This window comes from Pseudomonas sp. C9, assembly GCF_002000165.1.
In the GTDB taxonomy this organism is placed as follows: domain Bacteria; phylum Pseudomonadota; class Gammaproteobacteria; order Pseudomonadales; family Pseudomonadaceae; genus Aquipseudomonas.
The window spans coordinates 273,541-288,380 of record NZ_MPAK01000002.1 but is presented as its reverse complement, the minus strand read 5'-3'; the positions used below and the strand labels follow the sequence as shown (position 1 = coordinate 288,380).

Genomic DNA, 14,840 nt, shown 5'->3' with positions numbered 1-14,840 from the left:
GTCTCGTTTTCGATCGGTCTCTATGTCAAGCCTGCGTAACTTTTTCATCCTGGCCCTGCTGGGCCTGAGTCTCTCCATCGGCACGCTGCAAGCGGCCGAACCGCCGACCAGCGAAGCCGTGCAAGCGAGCCTGGACAAGATCGCCGACCGCAAGCTGCCGGAAGCCGATCAAAAAGCGTTGCAAGCCACGCTGCAGAACACGCTCACCCAGCTCAACAACCGGCAAGACAACGAACAAAAACTGGCCGATTTGAAGCAACAGTTGGCTACCGCGCCAAAGCAGAACATCGAAAATCAGCGTGAACTGGCTCGTCTGAAGGCCACCAAACCGCAACCCGTGGCCCAACGCTTCGCCAACCTGTCGATCCCGCAACTCGAACAAATGCTCACTGAGCGCTCGACCCAGCAAAGCGACCTGCAAAAAGCCCTGTCCGACGCCAACAGTCTGGTCATTACCGCCCAGACACGTCCCGAACGTGCCCAAGCCGAGATTTCTGCCAGCCAGACCCGAATCCAGCAGATCAACAACATCCTCAAGGCGGGCAAGGACGCAGGCAAAACCTTGAGCGGCGAACAGCGCGACTTGCTCAATGCCGAACTCGCGGCACTGAATGCGCTGATTCCGCTGCGTCGCCAGGAACTGGCCGGCAACAGTCAGTTGCAGGACCTGGGCAACAGCCAGCACGATTTACTGTCGGAAAAATCCGATCGCCTGGATCAAGAAATCCAGGAGCTGCAAACCCTGATCAACCAGAAACGCCTGGCTCAGTCCCAGCAAACGGTGACCCAGCAATCCATCGAGGCGCAGAAATCCGGTGGCAGCAGCCTGTTGGCCAGCGAAAGCGCGGCCAACCTGAAGCTCTCCGACTACCTGCTCAAAAGCACGGACCGACTCAACGAAGTCACCCAGCAAAACCTGCAAACCAAACAGCAACTGGACAACGTAACCCAAAGCGATTCGGCCCTGGACGAGCAAATCAACGTGCTCAAGGGCAGCCTGCTGCTCTCCAAGATTCTCTACAAACAGAAGCAGTCCCTGCCGCGTTTGAGGCTCGACCGTAACCTCGCCGATCAGATCGCCGACATTCGTCTCTATCAATTTGAAGTCAGCCAACAACGCGAACTGTTGAGCAACCCGGCGACTTACGTCGATAACCTGTTGGCGAGCCAACCACCGGAACAAGTCACCCCGCAACTGCGCAAGAGCCTGCTGGAACTGGCCAACACCCGCGCCGACCTGCTGGAGCGGCTGAACCGTGAGTTGAGCGCCGTGCTCAATGAGTCCATCACCCTGCAACTCAATCAGAAACAACTGTTGAGTACCGCGCAAAGCCTGCGGGCGACGCTCGATGAGCAAATGTTCTGGATCCCCAGCAACAAGCCGCTGGATCTGGAATGGATACGCGCCGTTCCGGAGCGGTTACAACGCCAGGTCATGACCTTGCCGTGGACGTCCAGCCTGATCGAGTTGAGCGATGGCCTGATTCAACGACCGCTGCTGTTTCTGCCGCTGGTGCTGCTGATCGGCGCCCTGTTGTGGCGACGTAAAAGCTTGTATGCCCGACTGAACAAGGTTCACAAGGACATCGGCCACTTCAAGCGCGACAGCCAGTGGCATACGCCTCAGGCCATTCTGGTCAATATTTTGCTGGCGCTGCCGGTCGCGCTCGGCCTGGCCTTGTGCGGCCTCGCCTTGCAAATCGATGCCCGCGGGCAGAACGCCAACATGGGTTCAGCGCTGTTGCAAATGGCACAGGCCTGGTTGGTGTTCTACACCGCCTACCGGATCCTCGCGCCGGGTGGCGTGGCTGAGTTGCATTTCCGCTGGGAGAAACCTCAGGTCGAATTCCTTCGGGGCTGGATCCGTCGCCTCGGTGTGGTAGTGATGGCGCTGGTGGCAGTGGTGGCGGTTGCCGAGCTGCAACCGGCAACGCTGGCGGACGACGTGCTGGGCATGCCGGTGGTGTTGATCTGCTACGCCTTGATGGCCTGGCTGCTCAGCCGCTTGCTGATGCGCAGCCCGACGCATGAAAACGCTTCGTTGTTCCGAAAACTGCTGGGGATTCTGTTCACCGCCTTGCCGGTCGCGCTGTTCGTGGCCGTGTGCTTCGGCTACTACTACACCGCGCTCAAACTCAGTGACCGATTGATCAATACCCTTTACCTGCTGATGTTCTGGCTGGTCATCGAAGCCACCTTCGTGCGCGGCCTCAGCGTTGCGGCACGCCGCCTGGCTTACCAGCGCGCCCTGACCAAACGCCAGGCCGCGAAAGAGGCCGGTGACGGCGAAGCGGTGATCGAAGAGCCGACACTGGACATAGAAAAGGTCAACGAACAATCGTTGCGACTGATCCGCCTGGCACTGCTCGGCGGCTTCATCGGGGCGTTGTACTGGGCCTGGTCCGACCTGATTTCAGTGTTCTCGTACCTGGACAACATCACCCTCTACGAATACACCAGCGGCACTGGCGCGGCCATGAGCATGGTGCCGATCAGTATCGGCGACATGCTCGGTGCGTTGATCATCATCGGCATCACCTTCGCCCTGGCGCGCAACTTGCCAGGTTTGCTGGAAGTGTTTGTGTTGTCGAAGCTGAATCTGGCTCAAGGCAGCGCCTATGCCACGACCACGCTGCTGTCCTACGTGATCGCCGGGATCGGTTTCGTCTCGACCCTGTCGACCCTCGGCGTGAGCTGGGACAAGTTGCAATGGCTGGTGGCAGCGCTTTCGGTCGGCCTGGGTTTCGGGATGCAGGAGATCTTTGCGAACTTCATCTCCGGCATCATGATCCTGTTCGAGCGCCCGGTACGGATCGGCGACACCATCACCATCGGCAACCTCTCAGGCACGGTCAGCAAGATCCGCATCCGCGCCACGACCATTACCGACTTCGACCGCAAGGACATCATTGTCCCGAACAAGACGTTCATTACCGGGCAACTGATCAACTGGTCGCTGACCGACACCATCACCCGGGTAACGCTCAAGCTCGGCGTCGATTACGGCTCGGACCTGGACCTGGTCAAGGAGCTGCTGCTCAAGGCTGCCCGCGATAATCCGCGCGTGCTCAAGGATCCGGAACCGCACGTGTACTTCCTGAACTTCGGTGAAAGCACCCTCGACCATGAATTGCGCATGCACGTGCGCGACCTTGGCGACCGAAATCCTGTGCTCGACGAGGTCAACCGCTTCATCAACCGCGAGTTCAAGAAGCAGCACATCAACATCTCGTTCCGGCAGATGGAGGTTTACCTCAAGAACCTTCAGGGCCAGGAATACAAGATGGTGCCGATCGAACCGGAAGCGAAAACCATCGTGCCGCTGGTCGATGGCCAACCGCCCCAGGAACCACCGGCCGCCAAGCTCGACTAACCGGCTTATCCCTAGCAGAATGCTCGGACATTCTGCTGGAGATGGCCGTTGAAAGCCCTCGACGAACTGACCTTCGATAATCGTTTCGCCCGCTTGGGCGATACGTTTTCCGCCCATGTGCTGCCCGAGCCCATCGACAACCCGCGCCTCGTGGTTGCGAGCCCTGCGGCCATGGCGCTGCTTGATCTCGACCCGGCCGCGGCCGACACACCAGAGTTTGCCGAACTGTTCGGCGGCCATAAGCTCTGGGCTGACGCGGTGCCGAGGGCGATGGTGTATTCCGGTCATCAGTTCGGCTCCTACAACCCGCAACTGGGCGACGGTCGCGGCCTGCTGCTGGGCGAGGTGTACAACCAGGCCGGCGAGCATTGGGACCTGCACCTCAAGGGTGCCGGCCAGACGCCTTTTTCGCGCATGGGTGATGGACGAGCGGTGCTTCGCTCTTCGATCCGCGAGTTTCTCGCCTCTGAGGCGCTGCATGCCCTGAACATCCCGACCACCCGCGCGCTGTGCGTTGTTGGCTCCGACACGCCGGTCTGGCGCGAGAAACAGGAACGCGCCGCGATGGTCCTGCGCCTGGCGCCAAGCCACGTGCGCTTTGGGCATTTCGAATATTTCTACTACACCAAACGTCCCGAAATGCAGAAAGAACTCGGTGAACATGTGCTGGCCATGCATTTCGCCGAATGCCTGGAACAGCCGGAACCCTACCTGGCGATGTTCCGTGAAATCGTCGAGCGCAACGCCGAACTGATCGCCAAGTGGCAGGCCTATGGCTTCTGTCACGGGGTGATGAACACCGACAACATGTCGATCCTCGGCATCACCTTCGACTTCGGCCCCTTCGCCTTCCTCGACGACTTTGATGCCAACTTCATCTGCAACCACTCCGACGACCAGGGTCGCTACTCCTTCAGCAATCAGGTGCCGATCGGTCAATGGAACCTCAGCGCGCTGGCCCAGGCCCTGACACCGTTCATCAGCGTCGAGGCCCTGCGCGAAACCCTCGGCCTGTATTTGCCGCTGTTCCAGGCCCACTATCTGGACCTGATGCGCCGCCGCCTCGGTTTCACCACCGCGCAAGACGATGACCAGAAGCTACTCGAGCACCTGCTGCAACTGATGCAGAACAGTGGCGTCGATTACACCCTGTTCTTCCGCCGCCTCGGGGAAGAGTCCCCGGAACAGGCGGTCGCCCGCTTGCGCGATGACTTCGTCGACATCAAGGGGTTCGATGCCTGGGGCGAGCGTTACGTCGCCCGGGTAGCCCGCGAAGGCGAAGCCGATCAGCAACAGCGTCGCCAAAGGATGCATGCGGTCAATCCGCTGTACATCCTGCGTAACTATCTGGCGCAGAAAGCCATTGATGCGGCAGAGAGCGGCGACTATTCAGAGGTACGTCGGCTGCACACCGTGCTGAGCAATCCGTTCGAGGAACAGCCGGGAATGGACAGTTATGCCGAACGGCCGCCGGAGTGGGGCAAGCATTTGGAGATCAGTTGTTCGTCGTGAGTCAACAAGGCTTCACGTATGGCGCTTTCCTGCTTCTGACTCTGATCGAAACTCAGGTCACGCCAAACATCTTCAAGCCCCACAAAGCCTCCGTCTCGCGCAAACGCAGTCTCGACATTTAGAGTTTTGATGCGCTTGGCGTTGGTTAGGAGCTCTAGGATTGAAAAACGCTGAGGGGATCTAGCCGTCATTGGTACAAAGGACTCCAAAGTAAAATCGCCAGTTCGAAACTGCTGCGGAAAAGACTAAAGGTGTAATTTTTCGCCGTATATCAGCAGGAGAGTCAATACATGTAGTCCCTGTCCGCAACTGAAGAAAGCTAAGGACTACACGTTACAGCCTTGATAAACGCGATGCTCGACTCCAGAACTGGCACATAGACTGTCCAACTCAGAGCCAACCATGACCGACCCACTCCTCATCCCCTGCCCCCACTGCAACGGCCTCAACCGCATCCCCGCCGAGCGCCTCAACGATCATCCAAAGTGCGGTCGCTGCAAGGCCGAGGTCTTGCTGAGCAAGCCGTTTGAATTGAAGCAAGGCGATTACGCCAGCCAGATCAAAGGCGACCTGCCGTTGCTGGTTGACGTGTGGGCGGACTGGTGCGGGCCGTGCAAGTCGTTTGCGCCGGTGTTCGAGCAGGCAGCGGGGCAATTGGCAGGTAAGTGCCGGCTGGCGAAACTGGACAGCGAGGCAAACCAGCAGTTGTCGGCGCAGTTGGGGATTCGCTCGATTCCGAGCCTGATTCTGTTCAAGAACGGCCGGGAAGTGGCGCGCCAGAGCGGGGCTTTTCCGTTACCTCAATTGATGAGCTGGTTGCGTAGCCAGGGGATTTAAACCAGTTCGAATCAAATGTGGGAGCCTGCTCACGCCCACATTTGCTCGGTGGCACTAGCTGGGGTCAAGCATTTTCCAGCAGCGCGTGCAGTTCGACGAATTGCTGGGTCAGCTTGTGCCGGGGGTCAAGGTGGATCAGCGGCGTGTTGGCCTGGTGAGATTCGCGCATTCGCACTGAACTGGCCAGATACACCGGCAGGACCGGCAAGCCTTCGGCGATCAACTCGTCGAGGATTTGCTGGGGCAGGCTGGCGCGGGCCTGGAACTGGTTGACCACGATGCCTTCAACTTCCAGGCCTTCGTTGTGGTCTTCCTTCAATTCTTCGATCTCCGCCAGCAAACCGTACAACGCCTGACGCGAGAAGCTGTCGCAATCGAAAGGGATCAATACACGATCCGCGGCAATCAAGGCCGATACCGCATAAAAATTCAGTGCGGGCGGCGTATCCAGGTAGATCCGGTCGTAATCTTCCCCAAGCTCTTCAAGCAACTTACGCAGCTTGTTTATCTTGTGCTTGGCTTCAAGCTTGGGCTGCAAATCTGCCAGCTCGGCAGTGGCGGTGACCACGTGCAGGTTGTCGAACGGTGTTTCGTAGATATCGACCTGGTTTTTCTTCGAAAACGGACCGGAGGAAAGGGTTTGCTTGAAGAAATCGGCAATGCCCATCGGGATGTCATTACCGGTGAGCCCCGTCAGGTACTGAGTGGAGTTGGCCTGGGCATCGAGATCCACCAATAGGGTGCGATAGCCCTCGCTGGCACTGACCGCCGCCAGATTGCAGGCAATGCTGGACTTGCCCACGCCACCTTTTTGATTAAACACCACGCGCCGCATGTCAAAACCTCCGTGTATCCAGGAATGACCGAGTGTAGTAGTCCACGGCATTGCTTAGCTACCGCTTTGGCGCAAGGACTACACGGTCAGCTCCAATATCCCAATTGAAAAGCCGCAATCTCACCGTTACTCCGGGCAAAAGGCCGACAGACGTGAACATCCAGCTATGGATAATGGCGAAACGATAGCTTTTAGCGAACCGGACGGTACATTCATTGCGCAAAATGTAACCAGTATTTGCTACGCGCCCGTAGCACCGGGATAATGCGCGCCACTCGGCGCTACGCGTCACGTAAGGTCTGCCGCTGTTTTTGCGGCTCACCGCGTCAACGAAGCCCTGCAGGGCGGGATGTATGTCTGTGATTAATTTCAACATCGCCCAATGGCGCGCATGGGCTCCTGGGCTCGAAAGCGTGGACGAATGGCAGGCATGGAGCCGACAACCGGTGGTGCTTGCGAGCAGCGATGTCGCACCCGACGTGTCTTTTCTGCCCGCCATGCAGCGCCGACGACTCAGCCGATTGGCGCGCATGGCATTCAGTGTCGGCTGGCCCTTGGCTGAGGGTCGCCAGGACTTGCCGTTGGTGTTTGTTTCCCGACATGGCGAAACCCCGCGCACGTTTGAAATCCTCAGCGATCTGGCCGCCGACCAACCGCTGTCGCCGACTCAATTCAGTTTGTCCGTGCACAACGCCGTCATTGGGCTTTGGTCGATCATGCGCGGCGAAACCAGCGAAATGACCGCCCTCGCCGCCGCCGGTGACGGGCTGGAACACGGCATGCTGGAGGCCGCTGCAATGCTGGACGAAGGCGCGCCTGCCGTCCTGTTGATTATCGCCGAAGAACAACCGCCCAATGCCTATGAGACATGGATCGACGATGTCCCGTTTCCGTATGCCGTCGGTCTGTTACTGACACCCGGTACCGACTGGCAGCTGATGCTGAACAGCGCGACGGATGAGTTGTCCAACGCCCACTGGCCCCATGCCCTGAATCTGGTTCGCACCCTGCTCGGCCAGCAAACCACCTGCCAACATGCCTGGAAGAATCGTGTATGGACCTGGCATCGCACTCCGTAACGGAAAAAAACCGCGACGCCTATTACTGGCGCCTGCTGGCCACTGCCGCAAGCTTCACCCTGTTCGGGTTGGGTGGCCTGTGCCTGCGACTGGTGGTTTTTCCGTTGCTCAATTGCTTTCCCGGTGATGCGCGGACCCATCGGCTGCGCGCGCGACAGACCGTCAGTCGCTGCTTCTGGTTATTTGTCCGGTTCATGGCCCGCACCGGCGTCCTGACCTACGACATCCAGGGCGCGGAAAAACTGGGCCGCCCCGGGCAAATGATCATTGCCAATCACCCCTCGCTGATTGATGTCGTGTTTCTGATCGGCTTGGTGCGTCACGCCAATTGCGTCGTGAAACAAAGCCTTTGGGAGAATCCCTTTACCCGCAGCCCGCTACGGCGCACCGAATACATCAGCAACGACGGCAGCATGGACATGCTCGACGCCGCTGCCAACGCGTTGAAAGACGGCCAGACCTTGATCATCTTTCCCGAAGGCACGCGCACCCAGCCTGGCGAGGCACCGGCCTTTCATCGGGGGGCCGCGGCAATCGCCTTGCGCGGTGCGAAAATCCTCACCCCTGTGATCATCAAGGTCAGCCCTACGACGTTAACCAAGGCCGAGCCCTGGTATCGGATCCCGAAACGCCGCGTGCACTTCAGTTTCCGTGTCGGGGCCGATATAGACCCACAAGCTTTCGCAGCGCTAGGCCCGGCACCTCAGGCTTCGCGCAAGCTCAACGATTATTTGCATACTTACTTTATCAAGGAGCTCGCCGAAGATGAGCGATCTGCACCGTGACATCAAAGAACTGATCATCGATGCCCTCGGCCTCGAAGACATCAGTGCCGAAGACATAGACAGCCATCAGGCACTGTTCGGCGAAGGCCTGGGTCTGGATTCGGTGGACGCACTGGAGCTCGGTCTGGCCATCCAGAAAAAATACGGCATCAAAATCGACGCCGACGCCAAAGACACCCGTGATCACTTCACTAACGTGGCGAGCCTCGCGGCGTTCGTCACTGCAAAACAGGCAGCTTGAGACCGGACCATGCAAACTCGTGACGACATTTTCAACACTCTGCGCGATGCTTTGGTCGAGCTCTTCGAGCTGGACCCTGCGCGCGTGAGCCTGGAATCGAACCTGTATCAGGATCTGGAAATCGACAGCATCGACGCCGTCGACCTGATCGATCACATCAAGCGCCAGACCGGCAAAAAAATCGCCGCCGAAGAGTTCAAATCGGTGCGTACCGTCAGCGACGTGGTCGAGGCCGTCTATCGCCTGGTTCAACCTGCCGCATGAGCCGACTGGTCGGCCTTGGCCTGCTGCTCGCAGGCCTGTTGTACCCCTTCGCGGTGTATTTCGGCATGGAACATTTTGCTCCGTGGCAGTTCGGCCTGTTGCTCGGCAGCCTGTGGCTGGCGCGAGCGCTGCTCGGTGCACGCCGTCCCGGCAGCCTGTGGATGGCGATCACCGCAATGGTTTTTTGCCTGTTGCTGGCCCTGTTCGACAGTCCGCTGTTGCTGCGCTGGTACCCGGTGCTGATCAGCGTGTTCATGCTTGGGTTGTTTGGTTTGAGCCTCTGGTTCGGCCCGCCGATGGTCGAGCGTCTGGCGCGTCTGCGTGAACCGCACCTGCCGGCCAGGGCCATTATTTATACCCGCCAGGTGACGATCGTCTGGTGTGTGTTTTTCGTCTTTAACGGATTGCTCACCGCTGCCCTGACTCTTTGGGCGCCGCTGAGCTGGTGGATGTTGTACACCGGCCTGATTTCCTACGGGTTGATGGGCCTGCTGTTTGCCATTGAATGGCTGATACGACAACGGGTACGAGGCCACTGATGAATTGGATAACACTTGAGCAACTGTTGCTCAAGGCTCAGCCGGAGCGTGCCGTCACAGCCGAACCGGCGCTGAATCACGCACAACTGTGCGAACAGGCCCTGCGCCTGGCGGCCGGCCTGCAAGCGCAAAACGTGCAGCGCATCGCCGTGCACCTTGAAGACGCCGCCGACCTCGCCATTGCCCTGCTCGGTGCCTGGCGTGCCGGCGTCAGCGTGCTACTGCCGGCCGATCTACAACTCCAGACCCGCCAACGCTGGTCCAGTGAAGTCGATCTGTGGCTGACTGATCTGGCCGATGATGCGCACCTGAGCGATTACCGCCATCCGCCTCTCACTGCCGCTGCACTGGATCTGGACACTTGCCAACTGAGCCTTTGCACGTCTGGCTCCAGTGGCGACCCCAAGCGCATCGACAAAACCCTGCGGCAAATGGCCAATGAAGTTCAGGCACTGGAGCAACTCTGGGGCGCTGATCTGGGTCAGGCTTGCATTGTTGGCAGCGTCGCCACCCAACACATCTATGGCTTGCTGTTCCGCGTGCTGTGGCCGCTGTGCGCCGGGCGGCCGTTCGTGCGCAAGCAATTGGCGTTCCCGGAAGACCTGCAGCGCACCAGTCGCGAACACCCGGTGTTCGCCTGGGTCGCCAGTCCGGCGCTGCTCAAGCGCATGGGCGATAACCTCGACTGGCCTGCCTTGAGCGCTGTGCGCCGGGTGTTTTCCTCGGGCGGCGCCTTGCCCGCCGAGGCCGCGCAAAGCCTGCACCAACGCTTGCGCCAATGGCCGACAGAAATCCTCGGCAGTTCAGAAACCGGCGGCATCGCCTGGCGTCAGGGCAGCGATCTCTGGCAGCCGTTCGCCGGTGTCGAGTTGAGCCAGGACAGCGACGGCGCGCTGTTGATCAAATCTCCCTACTTGCCGGTCGGCCACATCGAACACACCGCTGATGCGGCGCGAATCGCAGCCAATGGCCGTTTCGAATTGCTGGGACGCCTGGACCGGATCGTCAAACTGGAAGAAAAACGCATCTCGCTGCCCATGCTGGAAAAAGCGCTGATGGCGCATGAGTGGGTCGCGGAGACGCGCCTCGGTGTGGTCCAGGAAAACCGCGCCTCACTGGGTGCACTGCTGGTGCTCAGCGAATCAGGGCTGCATACCTTGCGCAATCAGGGTCGGCGCACCCTTACAGAAGCACTGCGTCAGCACCTGAGCCAGCATTGCGAAGCCCTCGCCCTGCCCCGGCGCTGGCGATTGCTGCGACAGTTGCCACTGAATGCTCAAGGCAAACTGCCGCAGGCCGACGTCGAGGCCCTGTTGCTGGCACCTCGGGTCAAAGCACCCGAAGTGCTCGAACAGGTCGAAGTCGAGGGCGAATGGAGCCTGCAACTCGCAGTCCCGCCAGACCTCGCTTACTTCAGCGGCCACTTCCCGCAAACCCCGGTATTGCCCGGTGTGGTGCAGGTGGATTGGGCGCTGAGCCTGGGTCAACAATTGATGGACCTGCCAGCAAAATTCGCCGGCATGGAAGTGCTGAAGTTCCAGCAACTGGTGCGCCCGGGCGACGAAATCCAGTTGCACCTGCGCTTTGACCCAGAGCGCAGCAAACTGTATTTCGCCTATCGCAACGAGACCGCCACCTGCTCCAGTGGGCGGATTCTGCTGGAGGCGGCCAGCGATGCATAACCCCTGCGCAATCGTCCCGGTCTACAACCATGAAACCGCGATCGGCACGGTGGTCGAGGCGCTGATTGCCAGCAACCTGCCGTGCATTCTGGTGGACGACGCCAGCAGTCCGGCGTGCGCCAGGGTGCTCGATCGACTGGCCCAGCGCGAAATGGTTTACCTGATCCGCCTGGCCGCCAACCAGGGCAAGGGTGGTGCGGTCATGACCGGCTTGCGTGAAGCGTCACGCCTGGGCTTCAGCCATGCGTTACAAGTGGACGCCGACGGCCAGCACGACCTGCAAGACGTGCCGCTGTTCATCAAAAAATCACGCGCCGAGCCGAGCGCGGTGATCTGCGGCTACCCACAATATGACGCCAGCGTACCCAAGGGCCGCCTGTATGCCCGCTACCTGACGCACGTCATGGTCTGGATCAACACGCTGTCCTTGCAGATTCGCGATTCCATGTGCGGCTTTCGCGTCTACCCATTGCCGCCCATCCTGGCACTGATCGACTCGGCGAAGATAGGCAAGCGCATGGACTTCGACTCGGACATCCTTGTGCGCCTGGCCTGGCGCAACGTGCCGATGCAGTGGTTGCCGACCAGGGTTCACTACCCGTTGGACGGCGTCTCGCATTTCCGCCTGTTTCACGACAATGTGCTGATTTCCAGCATGCACACCCGGCTGTTCTTCGGCATGTTGCTGCGGGCCCCGGTGATCCTCTGGCGACGGTGGCGAGCATGAGCAGCAACGTAGACAAGAAACACTGGGCCGACCGCCAGGAGCGCGGCAGCTTCTGGCTGATGAAGCTCACCGCGTTCGGTGCCAAAGTACTGGGTCGACGCCTGTTGAGTCCGGTCTTGTACGGCATCGTCCTGTACTTTTTCCTGTTCGGCCGCAGTGCCCGCCACAGCGCCTGGCAGTACCAGCAACGGCTCGCCGACTGGAGCGCGCGCAACGAATTGCGCCCCACGCATTGGCGCGTGTTCGGTCAGTTCATGGCGTTCGCCGACTCCATGCTCGACAAGCTCGACGTATGGAATGGCAAGCTGAGCATCGACCAGATCGAAATCATCGACCCGGCACTGCTGCGCAATCAACTGCGTGGCAGCCGCGGGCAAATGCTGGTGGGCGCGCATCTGGGCAATCTCGAGGTCTGCCGCGCACTGGCGGAAATCGGCGAAAAAGTCACGATGAACGTCCTCGTACACACCAAGCACGCCGAGCAGTTCAACCGCTTGCTGGGCGAGGCCGGCGCGACCAATCTGCGGCTGATCCAGGTCAGCGAGCTGGACCCGGTGATCATGCTGCAACTGCACGAACGCCTTGAGCGCGGTGAATGGCTGGCGATTGCCGGCGACCGCGTGCCGCTGCACGGCGCACGCACAGTGACCGTGGACTTTCTCGGCCATCAGGCAGCATTCCCTCAAGGTCCATGGCTGCTGGCCGGTTTGCTGAAGTGCCCGATCAATCTGTTGATGTGCCTGAAGAAACCGGCAGGCCAGTATCGAGTGACCCTCGAACCCTTCGCCGAGGCCGTGACGTGGAAACGCAGCGACCGCGAGCAGGTCATTCATCAGTGGGCATCCCGCTACGCCGCGCGCCTGGGTCACTATTGCCTTGAAGCGCCCCAACAATGGTTCAACTTTTACCCTTTCTGGAAGAGCGATGACGACGCCAATGCATGAGCCGGTAACCTTCGGCGAACTCCCTTTGCGCATCGAAGACGTGCTGGCCCTGGCCAATCGTCAGGTGCCGACGCAGTTGCAGGGCGATCCCGCGTACCGCGAGCGTATTGCCAAGGGCGCGCGATTCCTCGACTCCCTGCTGGACAAGGAAGGTGTGATCTATGGCGTGACCACCGGTTATGGCGACTCCTGCGTAGTCGCGGTGCCGCTGCATCACGTCGAGGCGTTGCCCCGTCATCTGTATACCTTCCACGGCTGTGGCCTGGGCAAATTGCTCGACGAACAGGCTACCCGCGCAGTGCTCGCCGCGCGTTTGCAGTCACTGTGCCACGGCGTATCCGGGGTTCGCGTAGAGCTGCTGGAACGCCTGCAAGCGTTCCTCGAACACGACATTCTGCCGCTGATCCCGGAGGAAGGCTCGGTGGGTGCCAGCGGTGATCTGACGCCGTTGTCCTATGTGGCTGCGACCCTGTCGGGCGAGCGCGAAGTGATGTTCCGTGGCGAACGCCGACAGGCGGCCGACGTCCACCGCGAACTCGGCTGGCAGCCGCTGGTCTTGCGCCCCAAGGAAGCCCTTGCGCTGATGAACGGCACCGCCGTGATGACCGGCCTTGCCTGCCTGGCCTTCGCCCGCGCCGACTACCTGCTGCAACTGGCGACGCGCATCACCGCGCTGAACGTCGTCGCCTTGCAGGGCAACCCGGAACACTTTGACGAGCGCCTGTTCGCCACCAAACCGCACCCGGGGCAGATGCAAGTTGCCGCGTGGCTGCGCAAGGATCTGGCGATCGACGCGCCGACCGCACCGCTGCATCGCCTGCAGGATCGCTACTCACTGCGTTGCGCCCCCCACGTCCTCGGCGTATTGGCCGACAGCCTGAACTGGCTGCGTTCGTTCATCGAAATCGAACTCAACAGCGCCAACGACAACCCGATCATCGACGCCGAAGCCGAGCGCGTGCTGCACGGCGGGCATTTCTACGGCGGCCACATCGCGTTCGCCATGGACAGCCTGAAGAACCTGGTGGCCAACGTCGCCGACCTGCTGGATCGCCAGCTCGCGCTGCTGGTGGATGAGCGATACAACCATGGCTTGCCGAGCAATCTGTCCGGCGCCAGCGCAGATCGGGCGATGCTCAATCACGGTTTCAAAGCCGTGCAGATTGGCACCAGCGCCTGGACGGCCGAAGCGCTGAAAAATACGATGCCGGCCAGCGTCTTTTCGCGCTCCACCGAGTGCCACAACCAGGACAAGGTAAGCATGGGCACCATCGCCGCCCGCGATGCGATTCGCGTGCTGGAGCTGACCGAACAGGTCGCCGCGGCGACCCTGCTTGCCGCCAATCAGGGCGTCTGGCTGCGCAGCAAGGCTGAAGACGCGCGCCCGTTGCCGCCGGCCCTTGCCGCCATGCACTTCGAGCTGGCCAAAGACTTCCCGCCGGTCATCGAAGATCGCGCCCTGGAAGGCGAATTGCGCCTGTGCCTGAAACGAATCGCCGAGCAACACTGGAGGCTGCATGCGTAGCAAGGGAGTGCTTCACACCGATACGGAAATCCTCGTGCCGTTCTTTGACGTCGACACCATGCAGGTGGTCTGGCACGGCCATTACGTCAAATACCTGGAAGTGGCCCGCTGCGCACTGCTGGACAAGATCGGCCACAACTACACGGCGATGTCCGAGTCGGGTTACGCCTGGCCGGTCATCGACTTGCAACTGCGCTACGTGCGCGGCGCGGTGTTCGGGCAGAAGCTGAACGTGCGGGCGAATCTGGTGGAGTGGGAGAACCGGTTGAAGATCAATTACCTGATCAGTGACCTGGACACCGGCGAACGCCTGACCCGCGCCAGCTCCGTGCAAGTCGCCGTCGACATGGCCAGCCGCGAAATGCAATTGGCCTCGCCGAAGGTTTTCATCGACGCCGTCGAAAGGATGCTCGCATGAACCTGCTGAAGACCCTCTGTAGCAGCCTGCGTTCGACCTGTAGCAGCTGGCGAAGCCTGCGTCCGGCTGCGCAGCAGAC

Annotated in this window: 14 protein-coding genes; 13 read left to right on the top strand and 1 reads right to left on the bottom strand. The window is 60.3% G+C overall.

Going from position 1 to position 14,840, the window contains the following annotated elements; genetic code table 11:
- The first annotated feature begins 22 nt into the window (after positions 1 to 22).
- The 3 genes from mscK (at position 23) to trxC (ending at position 5,722) form a co-directional block, all read left to right on the top strand.
- The gene (gene mscK, locus BMS17_RS28260) at positions 23 to 3,373 is read left to right on the top strand and encodes a mechanosensitive channel MscK (RefSeq protein ID WP_046031131.1); all 3,351 of its coding nucleotides are present in this window, start codon (positions 23 to 25) and stop codon (positions 3,371 to 3,373) included.
- 48 nt (positions 3,374 to 3,421) lie between these two features.
- Positions 3,422 to 4,885, top strand: a complete 1,464-nt coding sequence (gene selO / locus BMS17_RS28255) for a protein adenylyltransferase SelO (RefSeq protein WP_077432335.1) — start codon at positions 3,422 to 3,424, stop codon at positions 4,883 to 4,885.
- A 402-nt stretch (positions 4,886 to 5,287) separates the two neighbouring features.
- Complete coding sequence (trxC, locus tag BMS17_RS28250; RefSeq protein ID WP_077432334.1) at positions 5,288 to 5,722, top strand: thioredoxin TrxC; 435 nt, start codon at positions 5,288 to 5,290, stop codon at positions 5,720 to 5,722.
- 64 nt (positions 5,723 to 5,786) lie between these two features.
- Here the strand turns inward: trxC and BMS17_RS28245 are convergent, their stop codons facing one another.
- On the bottom strand, positions 5,787 to 6,557 hold the full coding sequence (locus BMS17_RS28245) for a ParA family protein (protein ID WP_046031134.1): 771 nt from the start codon (positions 6,555 to 6,557) through the stop codon (positions 5,787 to 5,789).
- Positions 6,558 to 6,910: 353 nt separating this feature from the next.
- On the opposite strand from BMS17_RS28245, the gene BMS17_RS28240 reads away from it, so the two are divergent.
- Genes BMS17_RS28240 through BMS17_RS28195 form a run of 10 tightly spaced genes read left to right on the top strand, consistent with a single transcriptional unit; the run spans position 6,911 to position 14,761 of the window.
- The gene (locus BMS17_RS28240) at positions 6,911 to 7,636 is read left to right on the top strand and encodes a beta-ketoacyl synthase chain length factor (RefSeq protein ID WP_046031135.1); all 726 of its coding nucleotides are present in this window, start codon (positions 6,911 to 6,913) and stop codon (positions 7,634 to 7,636) included.
- The gene (locus BMS17_RS28235) at positions 7,612 to 8,421 is read left to right on the top strand and encodes a 1-acyl-sn-glycerol-3-phosphate acyltransferase (protein ID WP_046031136.1); all 810 of its coding nucleotides are present in this window, start codon (positions 7,612 to 7,614) and stop codon (positions 8,419 to 8,421) included. The genes BMS17_RS28240 and BMS17_RS28235 overlap by 25 nt, the downstream gene beginning before the upstream one ends.
- Positions 8,402 to 8,662: a phosphopantetheine-binding protein gene (locus BMS17_RS28230; RefSeq protein ID WP_046031137.1), complete on the top strand. Its 261-nt coding sequence runs from the start codon at positions 8,402 to 8,404 to the stop codon at positions 8,660 to 8,662. Before BMS17_RS28235 ends, BMS17_RS28230 begins: the two co-directional genes overlap by 20 nt.
- A 9-nt stretch (positions 8,663 to 8,671) precedes the next feature.
- Positions 8,672 to 8,926, top strand: a complete 255-nt coding sequence (locus BMS17_RS28225) for an acyl carrier protein (RefSeq protein ID WP_007947135.1) — start codon at positions 8,672 to 8,674, stop codon at positions 8,924 to 8,926.
- Positions 8,923 to 9,465, top strand: a complete 543-nt coding sequence (locus BMS17_RS28220; RefSeq protein ID WP_046031138.1) for a membrane protein — start codon at positions 8,923 to 8,925, stop codon at positions 9,463 to 9,465. Before BMS17_RS28225 ends, BMS17_RS28220 begins: the two co-directional genes overlap by 4 nt.
- Positions 9,465 to 11,147: an acyl-CoA synthetase family protein gene (locus BMS17_RS28215; RefSeq protein WP_077432332.1), complete on the top strand. Its 1,683-nt coding sequence runs from the start codon at positions 9,465 to 9,467 to the stop codon at positions 11,145 to 11,147. Before BMS17_RS28220 ends, BMS17_RS28215 begins: the two co-directional genes overlap by 1 nt.
- The gene (locus tag BMS17_RS28210) at positions 11,140 to 11,874 is read left to right on the top strand and encodes a glycosyltransferase family 2 protein (protein ID WP_046031140.1); all 735 of its coding nucleotides are present in this window, start codon (positions 11,140 to 11,142) and stop codon (positions 11,872 to 11,874) included. Before BMS17_RS28215 ends, BMS17_RS28210 begins: the two co-directional genes overlap by 8 nt.
- The gene (locus tag BMS17_RS28205; RefSeq protein WP_046031141.1) at positions 11,871 to 12,818 is read left to right on the top strand and encodes a glycosyl transferase; all 948 of its coding nucleotides are present in this window, start codon (positions 11,871 to 11,873) and stop codon (positions 12,816 to 12,818) included. Before BMS17_RS28210 ends, BMS17_RS28205 begins: the two co-directional genes overlap by 4 nt.
- A complete protein-coding gene (gene hutH / locus BMS17_RS28200; protein ID WP_046031142.1) occupies positions 12,799 to 14,343 on the top strand; it encodes a histidine ammonia-lyase in 1,545 nt (514 codons plus the stop codon). Before BMS17_RS28205 ends, hutH begins: the two co-directional genes overlap by 20 nt.
- Positions 14,336 to 14,761 carry a thioesterase family protein gene (locus tag BMS17_RS28195; RefSeq protein WP_046031143.1) on the top strand — a complete coding sequence of 142 codons (426 nt, stop codon included), beginning with the start codon at positions 14,336 to 14,338 and terminating at the stop codon, positions 14,759 to 14,761. Before hutH ends, BMS17_RS28195 begins: the two co-directional genes overlap by 8 nt.
- Positions 14,762 to 14,840: the final 79 nt, after the last annotated feature.